Here is a 21,406-nt window from a genome sequence, read left to right on the forward strand (position 1 = left end):
TTGGGCATTGGAAAAACCCCTTCCTGTTTCCATATTCCCTATTCCTTGTTTCCTATTTTTAACTCACCTCAGCTACCACGGCTTGACGTGCTGTTCGCATGGCTTGAACAAATTGCTCAAACAAGTAATCAGCATCGTGAGGGCCAGGACTGGCTTCTGGGTGATACTGTACGGAGAACACAGGTAGAGATTTGTGACGTACCCCAGCAACGGTGCGATCGTTTAGGTTCAGGTGGCTGATTTCCACAACTGCCGTAGGTAAAGAATCTGGGTCAATAGCAAAACTATGGTTTTGGCTGGTAATTTCTACCCGTTGTTGTAAGCCGGCAGGCTGATTTAAACCACGGTGACCAAATTTGAGTTTATAGGTTTCTGCCCCTAGTGCATGACCTAAAATTTGATGCCCCATACAAATACCAAAGATGGGTTTTTCACTTAACAGAAGCGCTTTGGCAGTTGCAATCCCTTCGGTGACAGCAGCCGGGTCGCCAGGCCCATTAGAAAGAAACACACCATCTGGATTGTAGTTGAGGATTTCCTCTGGTGGCGTATCAGCAGGTACAACAATCACCCGACAACCATAACTTGTTAAGCGACGCAAAATATTTCGTTTTACGCCAAAGTCAAGGGCAACAACGGTAAAGGGTTCTCCAAGATTTTCCGCAGCTTCAGAGTTGAATTCCCAAGCTGGAATTGTGGGATCTGTCCATTCATAAGCCTTTGCGGTGGTGACTTCCCGAACCAGATTCAATCCCGCCATGTTGGGAGCCGCCTGTACCTGCTCTAGCAATTCTGCCTCATCGAGAATGGCTGTGGAAATGCCACCGTTCATGGCTCCAAACATCCGAATTTTGCGGGTAAGGGCACGGGTATCGATGCCGTAAATTCCTGGTACTTGGTTTTGTTTAAGGTAGTCTGGTAAGGATTGTGTCGATCGCCAATTACTCGGTCGGTGACAAATATTCCGAGCGATCGCACCTCTAACCTGGGGCCCATCTGATTCCTCATCTTCAAGATTGACACCAGTATTGCCTAATTCAGGATAGGTAAAAATGACAATTTGACCGCAGTAACTTGGGTCTGTTAATACTTCTTGGTAGCCGGTCATGCCAGTATTGAACACCACTTCTCCGATCGCGGTTCCCGTAGCACCGAAAGACCAACCGCGATAAGTGGTTCCATCTGCCAGGACAAGTAAAGCAGGTATTGCGTCAGACAGGGACATAGGCGATAGATTATGGATTGGGCATGGGGCATTGGGCATGGAGTATTGGGCATGGGGCATTAATCAATTCTCCCCCCTGCTTTTTATCCTTCATTCCCCAATACTGCGATTGTTAATTATCCCATGAGTTGAGCAATTGGGAGTTTTTAGGATAGTTAATTAAAATTAAAAGGGAATTAAAGTAGCGGGAGTGGATTTGGCAAAGCTTGGGCAGTTAAAATTAATTATGCTTCAGTCTTTTTTATCCCGTGCAACCCTAATTTTTGTATCAAGCGCTCTAGCGGTTTTGTGTGTTGCCTGTAGTGAAGACAAACGGAACACTGCGACTGGTGGCAATGAGCAACCCGTGCCAATTGGGGATCTGGCATCAGTACAGCCTGCCGTCAAACCAGCAACACCAGCAGTTACCCCAGAGGCACAACCGCTAGAGCCGTCTGAAAGTGAACCAAGCCTTTTTGAGATGGGGCTAGATAGAGCTGTTGGCGCTTGGACTATCAGCCAATCTGCTCAATCCCCAAGTGATTGGACTTTGGTGGCGAATCAGTACCAGGATGCGATCGCGCTGATGCAAAGAGTCCGGCGACAAAGCTCAGAATTTGCGATCGCTCAAACCAAAATCACCGAATATCGCCGCCAAATTAAATACGCCCAACAGCAAGCTAATCCTCGCCCTGTGCGCGTTGCCGAACCGAAGAGGATAGTAGTGGTCGTTCCCCAAACAGAAATCAGACCAAAGTCTACCTTGCCTCCACAAGACATCAAACCGTTACCAACAGAGCAAGGTTTGCCCTCATCAGCAGTGGTGATTCCAGATGATCAGGAAGTGTTTACAGCCCCGATTAAGAGGCGACTTGGTGGAACGCCAATTGTCGAAGTTACCTTTAATGGCCAGCGACAATTTGAGATGATTGTGGATACGGGAGCCAGTGGCACTGTAATCACCCAAGAGATGGCAAATACCTTAGGAATAGTGCCAGTGGGAAAAGCTAAGGCAAATACCGCTAGTTCAAGAGCTGTAGAATTTCCTGTGGGTTATGTTAATTCGATGGCACTTGGTGGGGTAATAGTGAATAAAGTACCAGTAGCGATCGCAGGTGCGGAACTAGAAACTGGACTTCTAGGACATGACTTTTTTGGCAACTACGATGTCACCATCAAACGTAATGTAGTAGAGTTTCGCCCGCAATTGCGATCGCAAATCAATTCCCCAGAAACTCAACTAACTGCTCCAACTTCGTCCAAGCTGCCCCACTTTGTAGGATATCCTTAGCGATTTTAATCCCTTGAGCGTGATCGAGGAATGCGATCGCCCCCGCTACTTGTAGCGCCAACGACGCATTCAACGCTACTGCGTCCTGTTGTGCCTGAGTTCCCTTACCTTGGAGTACCGCTTTCAGAATCACCGCATTCTCTTGAACATCCCCACCCCGAAGCATACCGATGGGAGCAGGCGTTAAATCCAAATCCAGGGGATTAATGCTAGTTAACTGCACTTCTTTGTCTGATAACACCGCCAAATCAGTTAAATCTCCTAACCCAGCTTCATCAAGTTTTTCTCGTCCGTGTAGCACAATCGCCTTTTCTTTGCCCAAATTCTGTAAAGCTTGGGCAACAGTTGCCAAAAGTTGGGGAGTAAATAAGCCCACTACCTGCCCAGTTGGACGCAAGGGGTTTACTAACGGCCCAAGCAAATTAAACACCGTTCGCACCCTGAGAGTCCGTCGCAATTGGGCAACAGCCTTGAGTGCTGGATGCCAACCAGGGGCAAACAAGAAAGTGATCCCAACTTCTTGTAGTGCTGCTTGCACCTTTTCACTAGAGGCACTCAAGTTTACACCCAAGGCTTCCAATACATCTGCACTTCCCGTGAGACTTGAGGCTGAACGATTGCCGTGTTTGGCGACGGGTATACCGTAGGCTGCGGCAACAAAAGCAACAGCTGTAGAAATATTAAAGGTTGATGACCCATCTCCACCAGTGCCACAGGTATCTATTAGGGGGATTGGGGATTGGGTAGATTCTTGCCCAGTCCCTAGTTTTGATTGGGATTGTAATACTTCAGCCATGCCGGTCAACTCGTCGGCAGAAATGCCTTTAAAGTTCAGCGCTGTTAAAATAGCCCCTGATAACTCTGGGGGAACCGCTTCACTGAGCCAACCTTGCATCAATTCAGCAGCTTGAGTACGAGACAAGGATTGGCCATCTATTAATTGTTGCAGCAGGATATACCAGCTAGCAGAGGATTCTTGAGCAGGGATTGGGGAAGTTGTCATAGCTAAGGTTTGTATGTTGTAGCTATATTGAGAGCTATGGGGTTATCCTACCGGAAAATTGGAAGCTATCAAAGTTAGGTTTAAATCTCAAGGCTTAATTGCAAAGCTGGATTAACAAGGTTCTGATTTTGTGCTTTTTTATTCAAATAAAGTTTAACTTCGTAATTAGTAATGAATAACTCTTGTCCTTTAGCTGCACCACTCTGTTTATAGTTATTCATGCCATACTGCAATTCCCATGCTGAGATATTAGCCCACTGAAAATTTTCTCTAATTTGCGGTGAGTCATCGTAGGTAATTAGCCAGCGATGATGACATTGTTGCAAAAGTTCAGCAAATCTATGATGCTCAAAAGAGGTGTGCAAGTCACCATCTTTACCATATAGCTTTGATTTTGTAGCACTAAAATATGGTGGATCTAAAAATAAAAATACATCTTCTCCTTTTGATTTTAATAGGTGGCTGTAATCCAAATTAGTAATTTGCACATTTTTGTCTAAAATATATTCTAACTTTTCTAGTCGTTCTATTGAAGAATCAGTAAAGCGTTTATGGAAAGCTTGTTGAGAAAAACCACCGGATTCTACAGTTCCTGAAAAAGTAATTCTATTGAGTACAAAAAAGCGAACTGCTCTTTCTAAATCAGATAAATTATTGACATCTACACTAGTTAGCTCTGTGAAAAGTAATTTACCATCTGTATGTTTGACTTTAATATGTCGAATTTCTTTAACTAACTGACCTATATCAGATTGAGCAAATTTCCAGAATAAGAAGAGTTCGCGGTTTAAATCATTAATCCAAATCTTGATATGAGGAAAACTTTGCTTTAAATAAATAAAAACAGAACCACCACCCACAAAAGGTTCTCGAACTTCTGAAAAGCTCTCTGGTAAGTATTCGACTATCTGATTAATTGCTTTTGACTTACCACCAGGATATCGTAGAGGACTTTTGATCATAACAGAAAATTATAACTTTAAAAATTACTGGATATTTCTAGTTTAAGTTTCTGATTATTTTAAGCTTCTAAAGCTAATTTTTTGATAATTCCTTTTTAATTCGCATTAAAATTTTTAATATTAAATTTTAAAAAATATTCTAAGAGACCATTTATAAAGTAAATATTTAGACAGCTAGCCGACGGAGCATGATTCGAGTCATAACAGCATATATAGCAGGCTCACTTATTTTAGGAAGACGCTCATAATCCTTGCTAAGACGACGATACTGATTAAACCATCCGAAGGTGCGCTCCACTACCCAACGTTTAGGTAAAACCTCAAACCCAGACTCCATACGATGCATCACTTTGACAGAGATTTGAATCAAATTTATTGGTAGCCCTATGGCATTTTTGTTCACATAAAATTCGTAATTTGCGTAATTACTTTACATGAATATTACATTTCAAACTTCCTTGTAAACGTATAATTTGTTTCGGTGTTATTTTATTACAAAAATCTATGGGGATTATACCCATAATAAGCTTAGTAATCTTTATTACTAGCTTATCAATTTACTTGCTCCTGACCTCAAAAGGTCGATTTTTGCTCAAATCTTTGGCGACAAAAATAAAGCGCCAAGAGTGGAGATTCAGATATGGCAAGCTTAACTATTTGAGATCAAGAATTTCAAGGGCTATAACAATTGCTGCGATTATTATGACAGTAGTAATAGCTGGAAATACTGTATCAGCCCAGGTTACGCCGCCGCCTCTAACTTCGCTCAAGAGCATATCAGTTCCTGAGCCTGACAATCTTGGAGACTTCGTAAAAGACAAAGTAGCTGCCATCAAGTTAGGAAAAACTCTTTTTTGGGATATGCAGATTGGGAGCGACGGAGTGAGCGCCTGTGCTAGTTGTCACTTCCATGCTGGAGCCGACAATAGATCCAAAAATCAGATTGCTCCTGGACTTTTGCGGATTAACTCTGATGGTACAGAGAACCCAGATACAGTTTTTGATGTAGGCGGCGCACCAAACTACCAACTCAAACCAGAAGATTTTCCCTTCCACAAGCTGTCGAACCCAAATGATCCGACGACCATTATATCTGACCGTAACGATGTCAGTTCATCTCAGGGGGTCTTCAACACTAAGTTTATTGATGTCAAACCTGGTAGTGCGGAAGACCAAGTAAAAAACGAGCCAGATCCGGTATTTAACGTGGGAGGCATTAATGTACGCCGCGTCGAGCCGCGTAATACCCCAACCGTGATTAATACAGCATTCAACTTCCGTAACTTCTGGGATGGAAGGGCGCAGGATATCTTTAATGGAGTGAATCCTTTCGGTTTAAGAGACCCTAACGCTGCTGTCGTCAAAGCAGAAAATCCAAATCAACTAGAATTTGTGAAAATCAGCCTGAAGAACTCGTCTTTGGCTTCTCAGGCGGTCGGCCCGCCACTCAGTTCCTTTGAGTCCTCTGCTGATGGTCGCACCTTTGAAGAAATTGGTGATAAGTTCGGGCGAATTGACAAAAAATCTCTTAGCGCTGCTAAGGGTAAAAAGCTCCCCCGCAAACTTGCGAAAAAGTTATTACCTCTTAGACCGCTAGGTAAACAGGTTGTGCATCCACAAGACAGTGTTTTAGGTGCAGATAGTAGATCGCCCCAACCCGGACTCAAAGATAGAACCTATGAGCAGATGATTAAAGATGCCTTCAAGTCGGAGTGGTGGAAGTCGAATCGACTCATCCAAGTTGATGCTGAAGGTAGACGGACTTTTGTCAAAAAGCCCGATCGCTCTTTGCAGACTAATGAGTACACATTGATGGAGTACAACTTCTCACTATTCTTTGGGCTTGCAGTTCAGTTGTACGAATCTACACTCATTTCCGATAATACACCCTACGATCGCTTCTTGGAAGGAAACACCACCGCCCTGACCGAGCAGCAGCAACGAGGGAAACAACTATTCGAGGGTAAGGCTCGGTGTATCGGTTGTCACAGTGGATTAGAACTCACCAACGCCTCGGTTACCAGTATACAGAAGCAACGACTGGCAACCATAAACATCCCCAATCAAAGAATTGTCTTTGACAATGGCTTCTTCAATATCGGTGTTAGACCTACCTTAGAAGATACTGGTGTTGGTGGTCAAGACCCATTCGGCAACCCGCTTTCAGAGTCGCGAGTCGCTGCTTTGGGTAAATTCCCACAACTTCTCGATTCAAACCCGAATATTACAGTTAGTTCAAATGACAGAATAGTTGCCGATGGAAGCTTTAAGACTCCCGGATTACGCAACGTAGAACTCACCGCCCCTTATTTTCACAATGGTGGCTATTTGACTCTGTTGCAAGTGGTGGACTTCTATAATCGTGGTGGAGATTTCCGCCAACAAAGCGCCCTCGCCCCGTTGGGATTAACCGAAACTGAAAAAGATGACTTGGTAGCCTTTATGAAAGGACTTACCGATGAGCGAGTTCTTTATGACAAAGCGCCCTTTGATCATCCGCAACTTTTCATTCCCAATGGACATCCAGGTAATTCTACATCCGTTACCAATGATAGTACTGGCAAGGCCACAGATAGCCTACTGGAAATTCCTGCTGTTGGTAAGAATGGTGGTAGTGGTACCCCAAATTTCTTAAGTTAAGTAGCAAGGTAACTCAGGCGTGGGGCAAGGGAGATGAAGAAAAACTTTTAACTCCCCATTCCCCACTCCTCATTGCTAACGAGTGCGTAGGCGTAGCCCGCTGGAGGCATCGCTGGAGTTGGGTTCTATATTGCTAACTGTGGCTTGGTTTAGGTAATTGTAGACTCTGCGAGAAACTTCACGGACAAAATCTCCAGCTCTGCGATCGTGGTTTGGTCTTTGTACCAAAACACCTGCTAAATAGCTTTTCCCGTTGGGCATTTTAATAATACCCGCATCACCAATGATAAATCTCAATGTACCGGTTTTGTGGGCGATCGTAGCTCCTTTACCAATACCAGCTGGTAGCAAGCTATTAGTTTTGACACGGCGCATAATGCCTAAAACTTGATTGCGGCTATTTGAGGAAAGCAAACGATTGTTAGAAACTAACGCCGCCAATCTGACCAAATCTTTGGAACTGGTTGTATTTTTGCCAGGAATGTCTGGAAGTAAATTCTGAATTGCTGTATTTTGCAATCCCCAATTACGAAAACGTTGGTTAACTTTTCCTGCACCACCCAAACGATCAAGAACCATATTTGTTGCGGTATTATCGCTAATCGTCATCATCAAGGTAGCAGTTTGGAGGACGCTAAATTTAGTTCCGACGGGTTTGTATTTCATAGTTCCGGCTTCACCAACCCTTAAATCGCGCCGCATCACTAATTTATCTGTTAGTTTAATTCTACCAGCGTCTATTTCTTGAAAAAGAGCTACTAACAAGGGAAATTTGATTGTACTGGCAGCAGCAAATCTTTTTTCACCATTAATATCTATATAGTTACCTGTATCTAAATCTAAGAAAAATATTCCTGGATTCAATGTTTTATAAGTTGCTAACAATGCGCGAATTTGAGAACTGATGCCCTTCATTTCTTGGCCAAGATTTACAACTCCCGCAAATGTTGAAGCATCTGTAGAATTTATGGCAACATCTTCTCTATTTTCCCCAGGAATGTTATTGCTTTGGCGGTCAAATGAGTTGAATTTTACAATCCAATGGGAACGAGAATCTCCCTTGATAGATAGATTGCGGGAAGCAATATGATAACCTGGAGCTAATTCTACGACAAAACGAGTTGTTTTACTGTCTGGTTTTCCGATACGAATTTCTTTAATCGCATTACCAAAACTTTTTTTGACACTATCTGAATTAAAACTAGTTCCAGGTAAGTCAATTATTAATCGATTAGGATTATCTAATAAAAAGGCTTTTGGTTGGATTCCAGAAGTTGTAGTTAGGTGTAATTGGTTTTGCTTAGAGTCAAAGTACCAAGACTGTAATCGTGAGGCTTTAGCTTGTCCTGCAACTAGAAGCAAACTGCTTAAACCGATCGCAAGTAAATGTGATTTCATGTTGTGATTGTAGGTATGCAACTATGTAGGTAGCAACTAATCAACTTGATCTTAGATTGTTTTCTGATAATCATACTGAAATTCCGGACAGAAAACACAAATTCCATTAAGTTATTTTTTTGATGATAAGTAAGTAGAGATCATCCAAATTTGTAGCTTGTAGTTGGCGCTATTTTCGCTCAAACGCAAACTACAAACTTTAATTGATTCATCTCTACTTACTTATCTAGGATTAGATAATCATGATTTATCAAAAAAACGCTGACAGCCTTGTTTATGATATGAATTGACAACAGAAATTGCTAATCTAGCGGAACGACGATCTAATGATTAATTATGTTTCCAACTTATATTTTGCTGATTGGGGAGCGTCGGGGATGTGAGTTGAGTAAAAACTGGAGGCACAACAGTTTAATCCCTTCCCCATTACCCCTTATCCCCAGAGGAGGCTCAACCTTCCCCACTCCCCTTAAAAGAAATCAGCCATCCAAGGAGAGCTACCTGCAAATATTTGCGTAGCTGCTATGATAGCCGTTTCTGTGCCATCAAGTTTTCCCGCTATTTGCAAATGGTAGGGGGTAAACAAACTTGTATACAATGGTGCTAATTCCCGGATATTTAGCTGTAATTCGCCCTTTCCACCTCTTGTGACTTCACCACGTCCGTTGGCAACAGAAAGAATGAATTTATCATTATTTCCAGTTAGCAAATTATCTTGAATTTCTAGGTGCAATTCAGTTTCGATTCCCAATGGATAACCCCGCGCCTCCAGCGCCTTGACTACATCTATCACCCGTAGCATCCAACGACTCTCACGCCATATCTTGGCAGTTTGCTCTGGTAGTAGCAATGTCAGGGAATCAATCGCAGAACTCTTCCATCGCACCTTGTGAATTTGAGAGCGATGATTTGCTAGAAAAGACCAGAAAGTTTGTGTAGCAGCAACTGTGCCCAGTACCCAATCTTTCACCCAGAGGATTTCACCATCCTCTGTTCGCTCTTGAGTAAAGATGATGTAGCCTTGGGGCTGGTTTTTAGTACCAATAAAATAGGCATAGACTGTTTCTTTCTCATCTGGTTGGATTATTCGCTGCCAGATTGCTGGATGTCTGTCTAAATATCCATGCGTTTGTTTCGCCTGCTGCTGATATAGCTCATGAAAGACTTCATGATTAATGCTCACTACTGGTTCTAAAGGTAGGGGTTGCTCCCGCACCTGGATATTCCTAGTAGCAACTTCCCAAATACACCAGCTACCCCCCTGCTCATAACCTACTTTTCGGTACAAAGTTTGAACAGCCGGATAAAGAGCGGAAATCGCCACACCCCTAGCATAAAGTTCTTTGAGGGTGTGCTGCATGAGAGCGATCGCAGCTCCCGAACCACGATACTCTGGAGCAATGCCCACTGCGGCGATTCCTGTCATTGGTACACGTTGACCACCCCACCACTGGCCCATATCCAGAGTTGCCAATCCACCAGCTAATTGCTCTAATCCCCGAATAATGCGGAAATTTTTTATACCAATCAGGTTGATGTAAGCTTCCTCACCACCAAGCCCGCTGATAAAACACTGCTCAAGGATATACATCAGCTGCTGAATATCCTGCGGATGGCTGAGAGTGCTGTATTCAAATTGAGCCGTCATCTCTTTTACCATTAGTATTACAAAATCAGAATCATACTACAACGGATGTTTCTTTAGTGCTTCATCAACTCAGTACACAAGGAAAAGATTAATGCGGTTTGTATTTGCAGATATGGGATATTTAGTAGGTTTGCTTAATCCTCATGTTGATTTATATAACAAAGCTGTACAAATTTCACAAGCTTTATACACCTGAAGTTTCGACTTCTTGAACTTCAACGTTGACCTTCTGAACTCGAAACTTACTTTTAGAAGCTGGCTGACATTCAAATTTCGATTATAGAATAACTCGGTAAGCGTAAATTTATACTATTTCACTTTAAGGTTGATACAAATATGTTGGTAGGGTAGCACAGCTGTGCTACCCTACGGTAAATCTATATATATCAAGATTTTCATTAAATGGTATTACACCTAATAGTGTCAATTCTAACTAACTAAAATACTGATGAATACTGTAATCAATTTATTGCTTTTTTTGCTGCCAATTCTGAGTAGCCTTTGGATTGCCCAAACTTTCAACCCTCTATCTTCTTATCAGCCTCTCCAAACTATAGACGGGGCAGCTTTATATAAAAAACAATTAACAAATGGTAACGAAGCATATTTACAAGTTATTGATCTGGGCAAAATGCAGATAGACCAAATTACCGGAGAGGTAGATAATATGGGTCTAAATGAGGGTAAATATTATAAAGGAGAAGGTGGACATTACAGCCCTTTTTTCAAAAATAAGTTGTTTTCTGAAGTTACAAACGAATATAAAAAACTTTACGCAAACAACGTTTTCTCAATAATTAATTGTTCTTTTTTTGAGCAATACCAATCTAGTACTCAATTATCCTTTCCAATTAAACTCAATGGTGTAGTCATCAGTGGTGGCAATAGTCCTTATGGCCCAATCAAGGAACCAAAAGATAAATTTTATAGCAATATTCGCCTCAAGACCTTAGTCTGGGATAACAAGCAGGCATACATTACCGATTACAACCAGGTTAGCGGTGCGCCTCTTAACCAAAAAGCAGTGAAGAATGCAATCGTCACTTACCGATACAGCGATCATCCGGCGAAAGTATTAGCCCAAAACCAAGTGAATAAGTATCAAGTAATCGGTACTCTGAACAAAGATGGTGTTAAGGGTGACGAGCTTTTGTTGATTATGACGGTGAACCAAGCAACTCTGGATGAAGCAGCGGATTTATTACGTAAATTAGGAGTTAAAGGAGATATTATTACTGTTGATGGGGGCAGATCAACTTATTTATTCAATTCCCAAAATGGAAACATTATTGTTCCCCAACTATCTAATCTGCAAGAAAATCCTACTTTCCGACACCTACCTCATTATCTAGGATTCCGTAAGAAAAGCAAAAATCAGGTTGCACCAAAAATCTTGATCAGTCAACCAGCCAAGAAAGTACTTCCAAAGAAGGATCAGCCTTATTTAATATTGTGGCAGGATAATTTTGACGGCGATGTCTCGATTAAGTTGTACGATGGGAACAAACTTATCCAAAACATTTCTACCCGTACTGCTAGCGATGGAGTTTATGAGTGGACACCACGTATTTCCGTAACAGAAGGCTATTTTATTCGTATTTCTAGCTGGAAAGACCGGAAGATTTTCGGGCAGTTGCAATTGTAGCAGAATGGGAAAATGAAATGGATAACTAGCTAACGCAAACCTCTCAACAAGGTTGACAGTGTGGCAGTGATCGGAATTGTTATCGTTTCTCACAGTAAACAACTAGCTCTGGGTGTGCGGGAACTCGCCGCGCAAATGGTTCAGGGCAAAGTCCCTATCGCTGTTGCAGCAGGTATTGAAGATCCGGAAAATCCATTGGGTACAGATCCCATCCAGGTTTATGAAGCGATCGCTTCTGTTTTCTCTGATGATGGTGTTTTGGTGTTAATGGATTTGGGTAGTGCTTTGCTGAGTGCAGAAATGGCAATCGAGTTTTTACCAGAAGCACAGCAGCAAAAAGTGTATTTGTGTGAAGCACCTCTAGTAGAAGGCGCGATCGCTGCTGTGGTAGCTGCTGCTCTTGGTAGAGATATTCATCAAGTTATGGCGGAAGCACGCGGCGCACTCCAAGCAAAAGCAACTCAACTGGGTGTAGTTAGTCGGCCGTTGTCACTTGCCAGTCACAACACCCCAACAATAACCAATGTAGAATCACCAACGCAAGAAATCCGGCTGATTGTGAGCAATCGCTTAGGATTACACGCTCGTCCCGCAGCGCAGTTTGTCGCAACCGCAGCCAAGTTTAAATCCCAAATTTTAGTACGAAATTTAACGAGAAATACTGAGCTAGTTAGGGGTGACAGTATTAACCAAGTCACAACTTTAGGGGTGCGTCAAGGACACGAACTCGTAATTACTGCCACTGGTTCTGATGCAGATGAGGCGCTGACGGCATTACAGGCATTATTTGCAAATAACTTTGGTGAAGATAATGTTGCTTTGAATTCTCCGCCAGCATTTCACCATGAAGTTACACCAGCAACTCACGGCGAACTTTCGGGAATTGCAGCTTCTGCTGGAGTAGCGATCGCACCTGTTATTCATTATCAACCCACCCACATCTCGATTACGGAATACCACGTAGATGAACCTGATGCCGAGTGGCAACGATTACAAGCAGCAATCCACACAGCCAGACAAGAAATTCAAGCAGTATTCTCACAAGCATCTCTGCAAATTGGTGACGCTGAAGCCGCCATCTTCGATGCCCAATTACTATTTTTAGAAGATCCAGTTTTGCTAGAAGCGGCTAAAAAACGCATTTTAGAAAACCATATAAATGCTGAAGCCGCTTGGCAAGCCGTAGTTGATGAAGTAGCGGCTTCCTACCGTACACTTGAGGATTCTTACCTGCAAGAGCGAGTTGACGATGTTGTGGATGTCGGGCAAAGGGTACTGCGATTACTAGCTGGGAATGCTGCGCCTAACCTGCATCTTGAGGAACCGGCGATTTTAGTAGCGACAGATTTAACTCCCTCAGATACCGCTAGATTAGATCCGACAAAGGTGTTGGGTATTTGTACAACTTCAGGTAGTGCCACTTCTCACAGCGCAATTATCGCCCGGACATTGGGTATTCCCGCAGTTTTGGGAGTAGATGCCCAGGTGTTGCACTTGGCAGATGGTACACTTATGGCACTTGATGGTGAAAGTGGCAGAGCCTGGGTAGAACCAGAATCACATATCCTGGATTTACTAGCAGCAAAGCAGTCAGCTTGGCAAACTGCTCAACAGGAAGCACGAGCTACAGCACACCAGCCAGCAATTACTCGTGATGGTCGGCAAATTAGCGTTTTCGCCAATATTGGGAGTATAAGTGATGTTCAAGTTGCGGTGGCTAGCGGTGCAGAAGGTGTGGGGCTACTCCGCACAGAGTTTCTCTATCTAGATAGGACAAGCGCCCCCACTGAAGAAGAACAACTAGAAGTGTATCAGGCGATCGCCCAAGTTTTAGATAATCGTCCGTTGATTATTCGTACCTTAGATGTCGGTGGTGATAAGCCACTTCCTTATCTGAGACTAGGGTTTCCAGAAGCTAACCCTTTCTTAGGCTGGCGAGGAATTCGTTTCTGTTTAGATCATCTGGATTTGTTCAAAACTCAATTACGGGCAATTTTGAGAGCTAGTGTCGGACACCAAATTAAGATCATGTTGCCGATGATTGCCAGTGTAACTGAGGTACGTGCAGCTAAGGTAATTTTGGGTGAAGTGCAAGCTGAATTAAATCAAGCTGGTATTTCCTTTGATGCAGCTATGAAAGTAGGAATTATGGTAGAGGTTCCGGCAGCAGTAGCGATCGCAGATCAGTTAGCTGCTGAAGTAGACTTCTTTAGTATAGGGACTAACGATCTGAGTCAGTACGTCATGGCTAGCGATCGCACTAATCCCCGCGTGGCAAATTTGGTTGATGCACTACACCCAGCAGTATTGCGAATGGTGCAGCAAGCTATTCAAGCTGCCCATGCGGCGGGTATTTCGGTAGGATTATGTGGAGAATTGGCAGCAGATACTTTAGCAACACCAATTTTATTAGGTTTAGGACTGGATGAATTGAGCGTGAATCCTCAAGCCATAGCTGGAGTGAAGCAAGCGATCGCTCGGTTAAGTATAGTTGAGAGTGAAGCGATCATCGCATTAGCATTGCAACAAGATTCCGCAGTTCATGTCAGAGAGCTAATCTCAACTTCAGTTACCCCACCTGCATAATTCGTAATTCGTAATTCGTAATTCGTAATTCGTAATTCGTAATTCGTAATTGAATTACCTAGAGTCTAAATCCCCTACTAATTCAAGACCACCAATAAATACAATTACGCATGAGTATTTCGCCAATAATGATGTTAGCGAGTCCGCGAACGTCATTACGAATTACGAATTAGTTAAAATCTTATTCCCAGTTGCCCGTTAAAGCCACGAATAGAATTGTAACCAGCACCAACAAAAACGTTATCAGTAGCACTTACCTGAACGCCACCTGAAACTGCAACACCTTTATCCTCTGAATAAAGTCCAACTCCTACATAAGGTGAAATGACAGGCAAACTGATAAATTTCAAAACATCTACTCCCGTAGAACCATCAGGGCCAGTTCCTACCTCAACCCCGAAATCCAAAGCCCTAGCTCCCACAGCATAAGTTATATCACCATTTTTTCCACCGACTGAAACCCAAGGTTGCGGTATAAGTTGAGCCGATGCTTTACTTGGGGCAAAAAAAGCTAACAAACATATAGATGTAATTAATGTTTTTGCAATAATCGCTATTTTCACATTGTTCTCCTACACTAACTGCTGCATCTTAATTGTTTTCTCACACTACCCTTGGTTCAGCACTACTGTTAACTAGGGTTTGTCCATGATGGCTAATCGTGACGGATTGAAGCTCATTTGAGTGCCCGATGAGTGCAAGTATTATTTCATTTATGTAATATTAGTTACCAAGGGACGGATTAAACAAAGAAAAAAGAAGAAGTCAAATCTAAGCCCCGCACTGACTCCGAGCGATTTTCAGATTGTCGCCTGAGTAAGAGGGAAGGGGGAAGCGATCGCCGAACAAGCAAATGTAGTCGCCGAACAAGCAAATGTAGTCGCTCAACAAGCAAATGTAGTCGCCGAACAAGCAAATGTAGTCGCTCAACAAGCAAATGTAGTCGCCGAACAAGCAAATGTAGTCGCCCAACAAGCAAATGCGATCGCCCAACAAGCAAATGCGATCGCCCAACAAGCAAATGTAGTCGCCGAACAAGCAAATGTAGTCGCCGAACAAGCAAATGCGATCGCCCAACAAGCAAATGCGATCGCCCAACAAGCAAATGCGATCGCCCAACAAGCAAATAGCGAATGTGATTGTTGCCCTTATTTAATTATTAAAAATTGATGATTTATAATCTAAGCTGAAACTCTAATTGATCCTCGCGGCAGCAACGCTACTCAAAAGTGGACACATCTCGCAGCAAACTAGGAATTTCCCCTTGAGATAAAGGAAACTCCAGCAAAGTTTCTCTAAGACCCAAATACCCAGATTCAGCAAACGACAAAAGCATTCGTGAAAGCGCTAGCCAAACCTCCGATTCGTATTCCCAATCACGATAACGCGAAGCTTTACCAGCAATTGAACGTAGCGCCCAGAAATAAGAGTTTCGCACCACCGAACCACCCTTCTTAAACTCTGGTAAATCTTCATGATGAATAAAAAGCACTTTATTTTCAATTCTGGCTCTCATAGCAATTTTGAATTTTAGATTTCGGATTAAAAGTAAATTTTAAATAGGGTGCCTTACAATCCGTTTCAGTTAAGGTTTTTGATTAATTAATTATTTATTGTAGAGACGGCGATTCATCGCGTCTCTTGCCTTAACCGTAGGGTTCGTTACGACTTTAACCTAACGCACCATGTTGTATCATCGCGGTACCTCGTCTTTACCAAAAAGCTCCTCTTTATCTCTGTATTCTCTGCCCCTCTGTGGTTCAATAAATAACTTTTAAACCGCAGAGGCACAGAGAACGCAGAGATTTTACCACCTAAAAACTGGCATTTAAACCCACACGAAAAGTGAATCCAGGGCTATAGATGCGATTAACTCGCTCATATTGCTCACCCAGTAGATTTTCTAAGTAAACTGTCAATCCTACATTGCTAGTTATAGGTACACGACCGCTCAAATCTAAATTCACGAAAGATGGGGCAAAATCTGTAATCGTGTCACCAGGGTTTGTAAAGAAGGCTCTGCGAGTGCCACTGTTGTAGGTAACATACAAATTAGCCTGCCAACCTGAATTTTGATAACCCACACCAGTTTGCAGTACAGAGTAGGGAATTAAACCTAACTGTAAACCTCTCTCTGAGCCTGTTTTTATTTCAGCATCTGTATAAGTGTAGTTGAGGAAAGTTGACCAGCCATCTGCAATTCTTAATTGCAATGCAACCTCTAAACCATTGGTATCTACTAGTCCAATGTTTTCCCATCTTCCGGCGATGACTCCCAAGCGATCGCCTATACTACTACCAAAGTAAGTAAACTGCCCAATCAGATTTTGAGAAAAATTGACATCTACTCCCGCACTCCAAGTAGAACCAGTTTCCGGTCTTAAATCAGGATTAGGTTCCCAACCATGAACTGTATCATAAACATACAACTGATCTAACCCAGGATTGCGTTGTGCCCCTGCCCAACTTCCCCGCACTGCTATTATTGGTGTGACGGCATAACGTAACCCAACACTAGGATTGAGATAATTTCCAAACTGGCTGTCAAAGCTTTGCCTTAGTCCTAAATCTATCAGGAAATCATCGCTAATATTCCAAGTATTTACAGCAAATAAAGCTGTATTGAACAAACTTCTATCTTCAGTTTCATTATTGGCAATCCTAGTAGGATTTGTACTTAAAACATCACCAGTTAAATCGGTGTTTTTTAAATCTAATCCCCAGCGCAATTTATTATTGGAAGTAACTTTCCACTCATGATCTACCCTGGCTGTAAGTTGTTGGGTATCTAAAGCTCCTGTACGGTAAAATTCTCCTGTAGGGCCATAGGTGCTGAAATAATCTTGGTTATAACCAATAGAGGTTGTAAGATTGGAACTTTCCCCATTACCTAGTCGAGTTTTCCAGGATAAGCCAACATTTAAACCATCATGGTCTAATCTATCTCTTTGCAGAGGGAAACCGAAATAAATTAAGCCGCGACGACTGCTGAGTGCAGTAACATCTAAATTCAAAGAATTTTTTTTATCTAAATCTAGCCCAATGCTACCAAAGTAAGTACTTGTAGCTGTATCTGCATTTGATAAAAATCCCTGTTCATCACGATTAGCTGCACCTACAGGGACGCGGTAACGGTTATCTATAAAGAATCTTTCAAAGCTGAAGTTGTACTTAACATTATCAGATGAACCACCATAGGTTACTTGTTGATTATTTAAACTCAATGAACCAAATTCTGCACTAGCGCTCAATTTAGGTTTGCCATAACCTTCCTTAGTGATGATATTCACAACTCCCCCAAAAGCTGAAGAACCATATAATGCGGAGGCTGTACCGCTATATAATTCCACTCGTTCAATAGCCTCTATAGGAATGCTATTTAAGTCAGTTCCACCATGATAAATATTGACATTATTGTTAATTGGTCTACCATTAATCAAAAATACAGACTGATTAATTGAGGCTCCCCGGTAATATGTACCTGTGTGAATATCTGCCCCATGCCCTACATCATTGATCGCAAAACCAGGCATTCTTTTCAAAATATCAGCTAAACTAGTAGCGCCCTGCTTTTGAATTTCTTCTTTATCAATTACGTAAGTTGGTGTAGATTGAGGTAGATTGTCTGGTTCTGCGATCGCTTCTATAGAAATGTCTGCATCATCTGTATAATCTGGCTCTGTTTCTGGCTGAGTTTCTTGATTAACTTCACTCGGCGCAGATTGTTGAGTTAATAATTCGGCATTAGTGGCGGGTAGCTCAATTTCACTCAAACTCGGAATATCTGAAATGACTTCGGTTAATTTATCAGTATTTCTCTGTTTAATTTCGCTCTCAGCAGCAAAGCCAGGAAAGGCTATCAGTAAACTCGGTAAAGCAACTGTTAGCAACAAAAAATCCTTTTTCACGTTCTCTTTCACACCAAGTAAAAACAGTCACTACGTAGTATTGTTGCTGTAATAGTAAAATCGTGTCAAAAGACACGCTGTCATATTTCTACAATTCAGATGAGACTGTTGGTCAATTCACTATGGGTTAAACCCCAAAGTGTCTGCATTTGAACAAGTCAGGAGGGAACGACCCTGGATGTTTGGAGCTATGTAAAAAGCTATAAGCTAACGCAACAGTGAGGGTTTTGAACTCTTGCTTTTTAGCGTTGGTGCAGCCAGCACTTCTCTACGAGACGCTGCGCAAACGGCAGAGCTACTTTACCACCGTAGGCATCGCTTTACTGAAGCAAATCGCGTAGGTGTCGCAGACAGGGCAGTTTTTCTCTAGCCTCTTGCTCTCTGCCTCAATTATTCCTACTTAAGGAATAGAGATTTCTATTACTACTGATAGATCAAAGAATATTATTTACTAAGTTATACTTGAACGTTAGTGATTTTAAGGAATTATTAGTAACTTTAAATTTTAACTAAATTATTAATTATTCAAAAAAATCGAAGTTGATTATTTATTTGCCGAAAAACTAATTATTGAAAATTTACTTATGTATATAGCTTTATGGCCAGGGAATGTATATCCTTTAGGCGCAACTTGGGATGGTAAAGGAACAAACTTTGCTTTATTTTCGGAAAATGCAACAGGGGTAGATCTTTGTTTGTTTGATAACGATGGCGAAGAAATTCGCTTGCCTTTGACAGAAAAAAACAATTTTGTTTGGCATGGTTACTTACCAGGAGTGGGCCCCGGTCAAAAATATGGGTTTAGAGTGCATGGGATGTGGGCACCGGAAGTAGGTCATCGATTTAATCCAAACAAACTATTAATTGACCCCTACGCTAAGGCAATTGACGGTGAGTTTAGTAACGATCCATCTGTCTTTGGTTACTCTCTAGATGCTCCAGAAAAAGACTTAGTTTTTTCTGAACTAGATGATGCCAAAATAATGCCCAAGTGTGTTGTGGTCGATCAATCTTTTGATTGGGAAGGCGATAAACTGCTTTCTACACCCTGGCATACAACTGTTATTTATGAAACTCACGTAAAAGGTTTTACTAAACTACATCCAGCTATTCCAGAAGAGTTGCGTGGCACTTATGCCGGGTTGGCGCATCCTGCTGCAATTCAACACTTACAGCAACTAGGAATTACAGCAGTTGAGTTGATGCCAGTACATCACTTTCTATCTCATCCAGGACATTTAGAAGAAAAAGGATTAACCAATTACTGGGGCTACGATTCCATCAACTATTTTGCCCCCTATTCTAGTTACAGTGCTAGTGGAACTGTGGGCCAACAAGTCATCGAATTCAAGCAAATGGTCAAGGCACTACATTTTGCCGGAATTGAAGTGATCTTAGATGTAGTCTACAACCACACTGGCGAAGGAAATCATTTCGGGCCAACGCTATCTTTGCGAGGTATTGATAATTCTGTATATTACCGTTTGGTAAAGGATGATCCTCGCTACTACATGGACTTTACAGGCTGCGGTAACTCTCTGAATGTGCGTCATGCTCAAGTTCTGAAGTTAATTATGGATAGCCTGCGCTATTGGGTAACAGAAATGCATGTAGATGGCTTCCGATTTGATTTGGCCTCGGCGCTGGCGCGGGAATTATATGAGGTAGATAACCTATCAGCTTTCTTTGATATTATTCATCAAGACCCAATCTTGGCAGATGTAAAGCTTATTGCTGAACCTTGGGATTTAGGAGAAGGCGGCTATCAAGTCGGGAATTTTCCACTGCGTTGGTCTGAGTGGAATGGAAGATATCGAGATACAGTACGAGATTTTTGGCGTGGTGCAGATGATAGTTTAGGACAATTTGCTTACTGTTTTACCGGTAGCCCTGACTTGTATCAAACAAACGGGCGTAACCCAAATGCAAGTATTAATTTCGTGACTGCTCATGATGGTTTCACGTTAAATGATTTAGTCAGCTACAACGAAAAGCATAACGAGGCAAACGGGGAAGACAATAGAGATGGTGAAAGCCATAATAGATCCTGGAATTGTGGTGTAGAAGGCGAAACCGACGATACAGAAGTGATGCGTTTGCGCCAACGGCAACGACGAAACTTTTTAGCAACCCTAATGCTATCTCAAGGTGTCCCAATGCTATTAGAGGGAGATGAAATTGGCTGTAGCCAAAAGGGAAATAATAATGTCTATTGCCAAGACAATGAGATTTCCTGGCGGCATTGGGATTTGCAAAAAGCGAACGCGGATTTACTAGACTTTACCCGTGAACTAATTAATTTTCGCCATCAACATCCAGTATTCCGACGGCGTAAGTGGTTTCAAGGTCGCCCCATCCACGGTTTAGGCATTAATGATATTGCTTGGTTTAATTCTGATGGCAGTGAAATGACTGAGAAGCAATGGCTAGTTAGTTATGCCAAAGTAATGGAGATTTTTTTGAATGGGCAAGGAATTTCCACTCCAGGAACTCGTGGTGAGCGGATTATTGATGAAAGTTTTCTGCTATTTTTTAACGCTCACTATGAGTTAATTGAGTTTGCTTTACCCAATGAATTTAAAGAAAAGGTATGGGAGATAGTAATTGACACTAATGAACCTCGCTTCCTAGATCGAGGAAAATTAGTTTCAGGCTCTCAAACTGTACCAGTCACAGATCGCTCTCTAATGGTGTTACGCCTTATTAGTTAGCAGTACGAGAATAAAAAGATACTAGACTTTATAGAAAAAATATTTTTCTATAAAGTTGCTAATGTGCTTTAACGATTTTTACTTGTAACTCTAATTAGAAAACGCAGAGCTTCATTTACTGCTTCCGAATTGGGAAACATTTCTGCAATGTCAAGATATCTTTTAGTCTGCTTCAGATGCTCAAATTCCCAGACGATTGAGACGAATTGCTAGATTAAAGTCGAGCATAGTTGCTTGGATATTTTGCAATACAAAATGCGCTAAACCTCGGTCATTATAGATATCTGCAAGCAGTGAGCTGCTGATTCGAGGTATCTGAGTTAGGGCTAAATTAAAGTCAAGAATTGCCTCAGAGTCTTTCCCTTCCCCAGCACGGGCTAGCCCTCGGTTGTGGTAAACTCGTAAATCAT

General features: G+C 42.1%; 14 protein-coding genes and 1 pseudogene. 5 read left to right on the forward strand and 10 right to left on the reverse strand.

The features are described from left to right. Positions 1–58: 58 nt before the first annotated feature. Positions 59–1,225 carry a glutamine-hydrolyzing carbamoyl-phosphate synthase small subunit gene (carA, locus tag ACEYW6_RS06420; RefSeq protein ID WP_412979212.1) on the reverse strand — a complete coding sequence of 389 codons (1,167 nt, stop codon included), beginning with the start codon at positions 1,223–1,225 and terminating at the stop codon, positions 59–61. A gap of 226 nt (positions 1,226–1,451) precedes the next feature. Between carA and ACEYW6_RS06425 the strand changes: the two genes are divergently transcribed. Beyond that, positions 1,452–2,495, forward strand: coding sequence for a TIGR02281 family clan AA aspartic protease (locus ACEYW6_RS06425; RefSeq protein WP_412979064.1), 1,044 nt, complete (start codon positions 1,452–1,454; stop codon positions 2,493–2,495). Here ACEYW6_RS06425 and trpD read toward each other — a convergent pair. From trpD to ACEYW6_RS06440, 3 genes and pseudogenes are all read right to left on the reverse strand, one after another. After that, positions 2,425–3,498 carry an anthranilate phosphoribosyltransferase gene (trpD, locus tag ACEYW6_RS06430; protein ID WP_412979065.1) on the reverse strand — a complete coding sequence of 358 codons (1,074 nt, stop codon included), beginning with the start codon at positions 3,496–3,498 and terminating at the stop codon, positions 2,425–2,427. The genes ACEYW6_RS06425 and trpD overlap by 71 nt on opposite strands. A gap of 80 nt (positions 3,499–3,578) precedes the next feature. Continuing rightward, entirely contained in the window at positions 3,579–4,460 is an 882-nt protein-coding gene (locus tag ACEYW6_RS06435; RefSeq protein ID WP_412979066.1) for a DNA adenine methylase, read from the reverse strand. A gap of 166 nt (positions 4,461–4,626) precedes the next feature. After that, positions 4,627–4,830: pseudogene (locus ACEYW6_RS06440) on the reverse strand (transposase); the annotation flags it as partial. A 134-nt stretch (positions 4,831–4,964) separates the two neighbouring features. Between ACEYW6_RS06440 and ACEYW6_RS06445 the strand changes: the two are divergent. Next, positions 4,965–7,100 (forward strand): cytochrome-c peroxidase, encoded by a 2,136-nt coding sequence (locus tag ACEYW6_RS06445; protein WP_412979067.1) that lies wholly within the window; start codon positions 4,965–4,967, stop codon positions 7,098–7,100. A 75-nt stretch (positions 7,101–7,175) separates the two neighbouring features. On the opposite strand, the gene ACEYW6_RS06450 is transcribed toward ACEYW6_RS06445, so the two are convergent. After that, on the reverse strand, positions 7,176–8,498 hold the full coding sequence (locus tag ACEYW6_RS06450; RefSeq protein WP_412979068.1) for a serine hydrolase: 1,323 nt from the start codon (positions 8,496–8,498) through the stop codon (positions 7,176–7,178). 469 nt (positions 8,499–8,967) lie between these two features. Continuing rightward, complete coding sequence (gene eis / locus ACEYW6_RS06455; RefSeq protein WP_412979069.1) at positions 8,968–10,146, reverse strand: enhanced intracellular survival protein Eis; 1,179 nt, start codon at positions 10,144–10,146, stop codon at positions 8,968–8,970. A gap of 448 nt (positions 10,147–10,594) precedes the next feature. Here eis and ACEYW6_RS06460 point away from each other — a divergent pair, with 448 nt between their 5' ends. Both ACEYW6_RS06460 and ptsP read left to right on the forward strand, forming a co-directional pair. Then, entirely contained in the window at positions 10,595–11,791 is a 1,197-nt protein-coding gene (locus tag ACEYW6_RS06460; RefSeq protein ID WP_412979070.1) for a hypothetical protein, read from the forward strand. A gap of 66 nt (positions 11,792–11,857) precedes the next feature. Continuing rightward, complete coding sequence (gene ptsP / locus ACEYW6_RS06465; protein ID WP_412979213.1) at positions 11,858–14,377, forward strand: phosphoenolpyruvate--protein phosphotransferase; 2,520 nt, start codon at positions 11,858–11,860, stop codon at positions 14,375–14,377. 173 nt (positions 14,378–14,550) lie between these two features. On the opposite strand, the gene ACEYW6_RS06470 is transcribed toward ptsP, so the two are convergent. The 4 genes from ACEYW6_RS06470 to ACEYW6_RS06485 form a co-directional block, all read right to left on the reverse strand. Then, on the reverse strand, positions 14,551–14,940 hold the full coding sequence (locus ACEYW6_RS06470) for a hypothetical protein (protein WP_412979071.1): 390 nt from the start codon (positions 14,938–14,940) through the stop codon (positions 14,551–14,553). A gap of 208 nt (positions 14,941–15,148) precedes the next feature. Then, positions 15,149–15,496, reverse strand: coding sequence for a hypothetical protein (locus ACEYW6_RS06475; protein ID WP_412979072.1), 348 nt, complete (start codon positions 15,494–15,496; stop codon positions 15,149–15,151). A 100-nt stretch (positions 15,497–15,596) separates the two neighbouring features. Next, complete coding sequence (locus tag ACEYW6_RS06480) at positions 15,597–15,893, reverse strand: hypothetical protein (protein WP_069074363.1); 297 nt, start codon at positions 15,891–15,893, stop codon at positions 15,597–15,599. A gap of 298 nt (positions 15,894–16,191) precedes the next feature. After that, a complete protein-coding gene (locus ACEYW6_RS06485; protein WP_412979073.1) occupies positions 16,192–18,285 on the reverse strand; it encodes a TonB-dependent receptor plug domain-containing protein in 2,094 nt (697 codons plus the stop codon). A 584-nt stretch (positions 18,286–18,869) separates the two neighbouring features. Here ACEYW6_RS06485 and glgX point away from each other — a divergent pair. Then, positions 18,870–20,996, forward strand: a complete 2,127-nt coding sequence (gene glgX, locus ACEYW6_RS06490) for a glycogen debranching protein GlgX (RefSeq protein ID WP_412979074.1) — start codon at positions 18,870–18,872, stop codon at positions 20,994–20,996. The last annotated feature ends 410 nt before the right edge of the window (positions 20,997–21,406 follow it).

This window comes from Nostoc sp. UIC 10607 (genome assembly GCF_047228265.1).
Taxonomy (GTDB): domain Bacteria; phylum Cyanobacteriota; class Cyanobacteriia; order Cyanobacteriales; family Nostocaceae; genus Nostoc; species Nostoc foliaceum_A.

Coding starts and splice junctions, on each gene's coding strand:
- carA (WP_412979212.1), bottom strand. CDS start 1,225: ATGTCCCTGTCTGACGCAATACCTGCTTTACTTGTCCTGGCAGATGGA.
- ACEYW6_RS06425 (WP_412979064.1), top strand. CDS start 1,452: ATGCTTCAGTCTTTTTTATCCCGTGCAACCCTAATTTTTGTATCAAGC.
- trpD (WP_412979065.1), bottom strand. CDS start 3,498: ATGACAACTTCCCCAATCCCTGCTCAAGAATCCTCTGCTAGCTGGTAT.
- ACEYW6_RS06435 (WP_412979066.1), bottom strand. CDS start 4,460: ATGATCAAAAGTCCTCTACGATATCCTGGTGGTAAGTCAAAAGCAATT.
- ACEYW6_RS06445 (WP_412979067.1), top strand. CDS start 4,965: ATGGGGATTATACCCATAATAAGCTTAGTAATCTTTATTACTAGCTTA.
- ACEYW6_RS06450 (WP_412979068.1), bottom strand. CDS start 8,498: ATGAAATCACATTTACTTGCGATCGGTTTAAGCAGTTTGCTTCTAGTT.
- eis (WP_412979069.1), bottom strand. CDS start 10,146: ATGACGGCTCAATTTGAATACAGCACTCTCAGCCATCCGCAGGATATT.
- ACEYW6_RS06460 (WP_412979070.1), top strand. CDS start 10,595: ATGAATACTGTAATCAATTTATTGCTTTTTTTGCTGCCAATTCTGAGT.
- ACEYW6_RS06480 (WP_069074363.1), bottom strand. CDS start 15,893: ATGAGAGCCAGAATTGAAAATAAAGTGCTTTTTATTCATCATGAAGAT.
- glgX (WP_412979074.1), top strand. CDS start 18,870: ATGTATATAGCTTTATGGCCAGGGAATGTATATCCTTTAGGCGCAACT.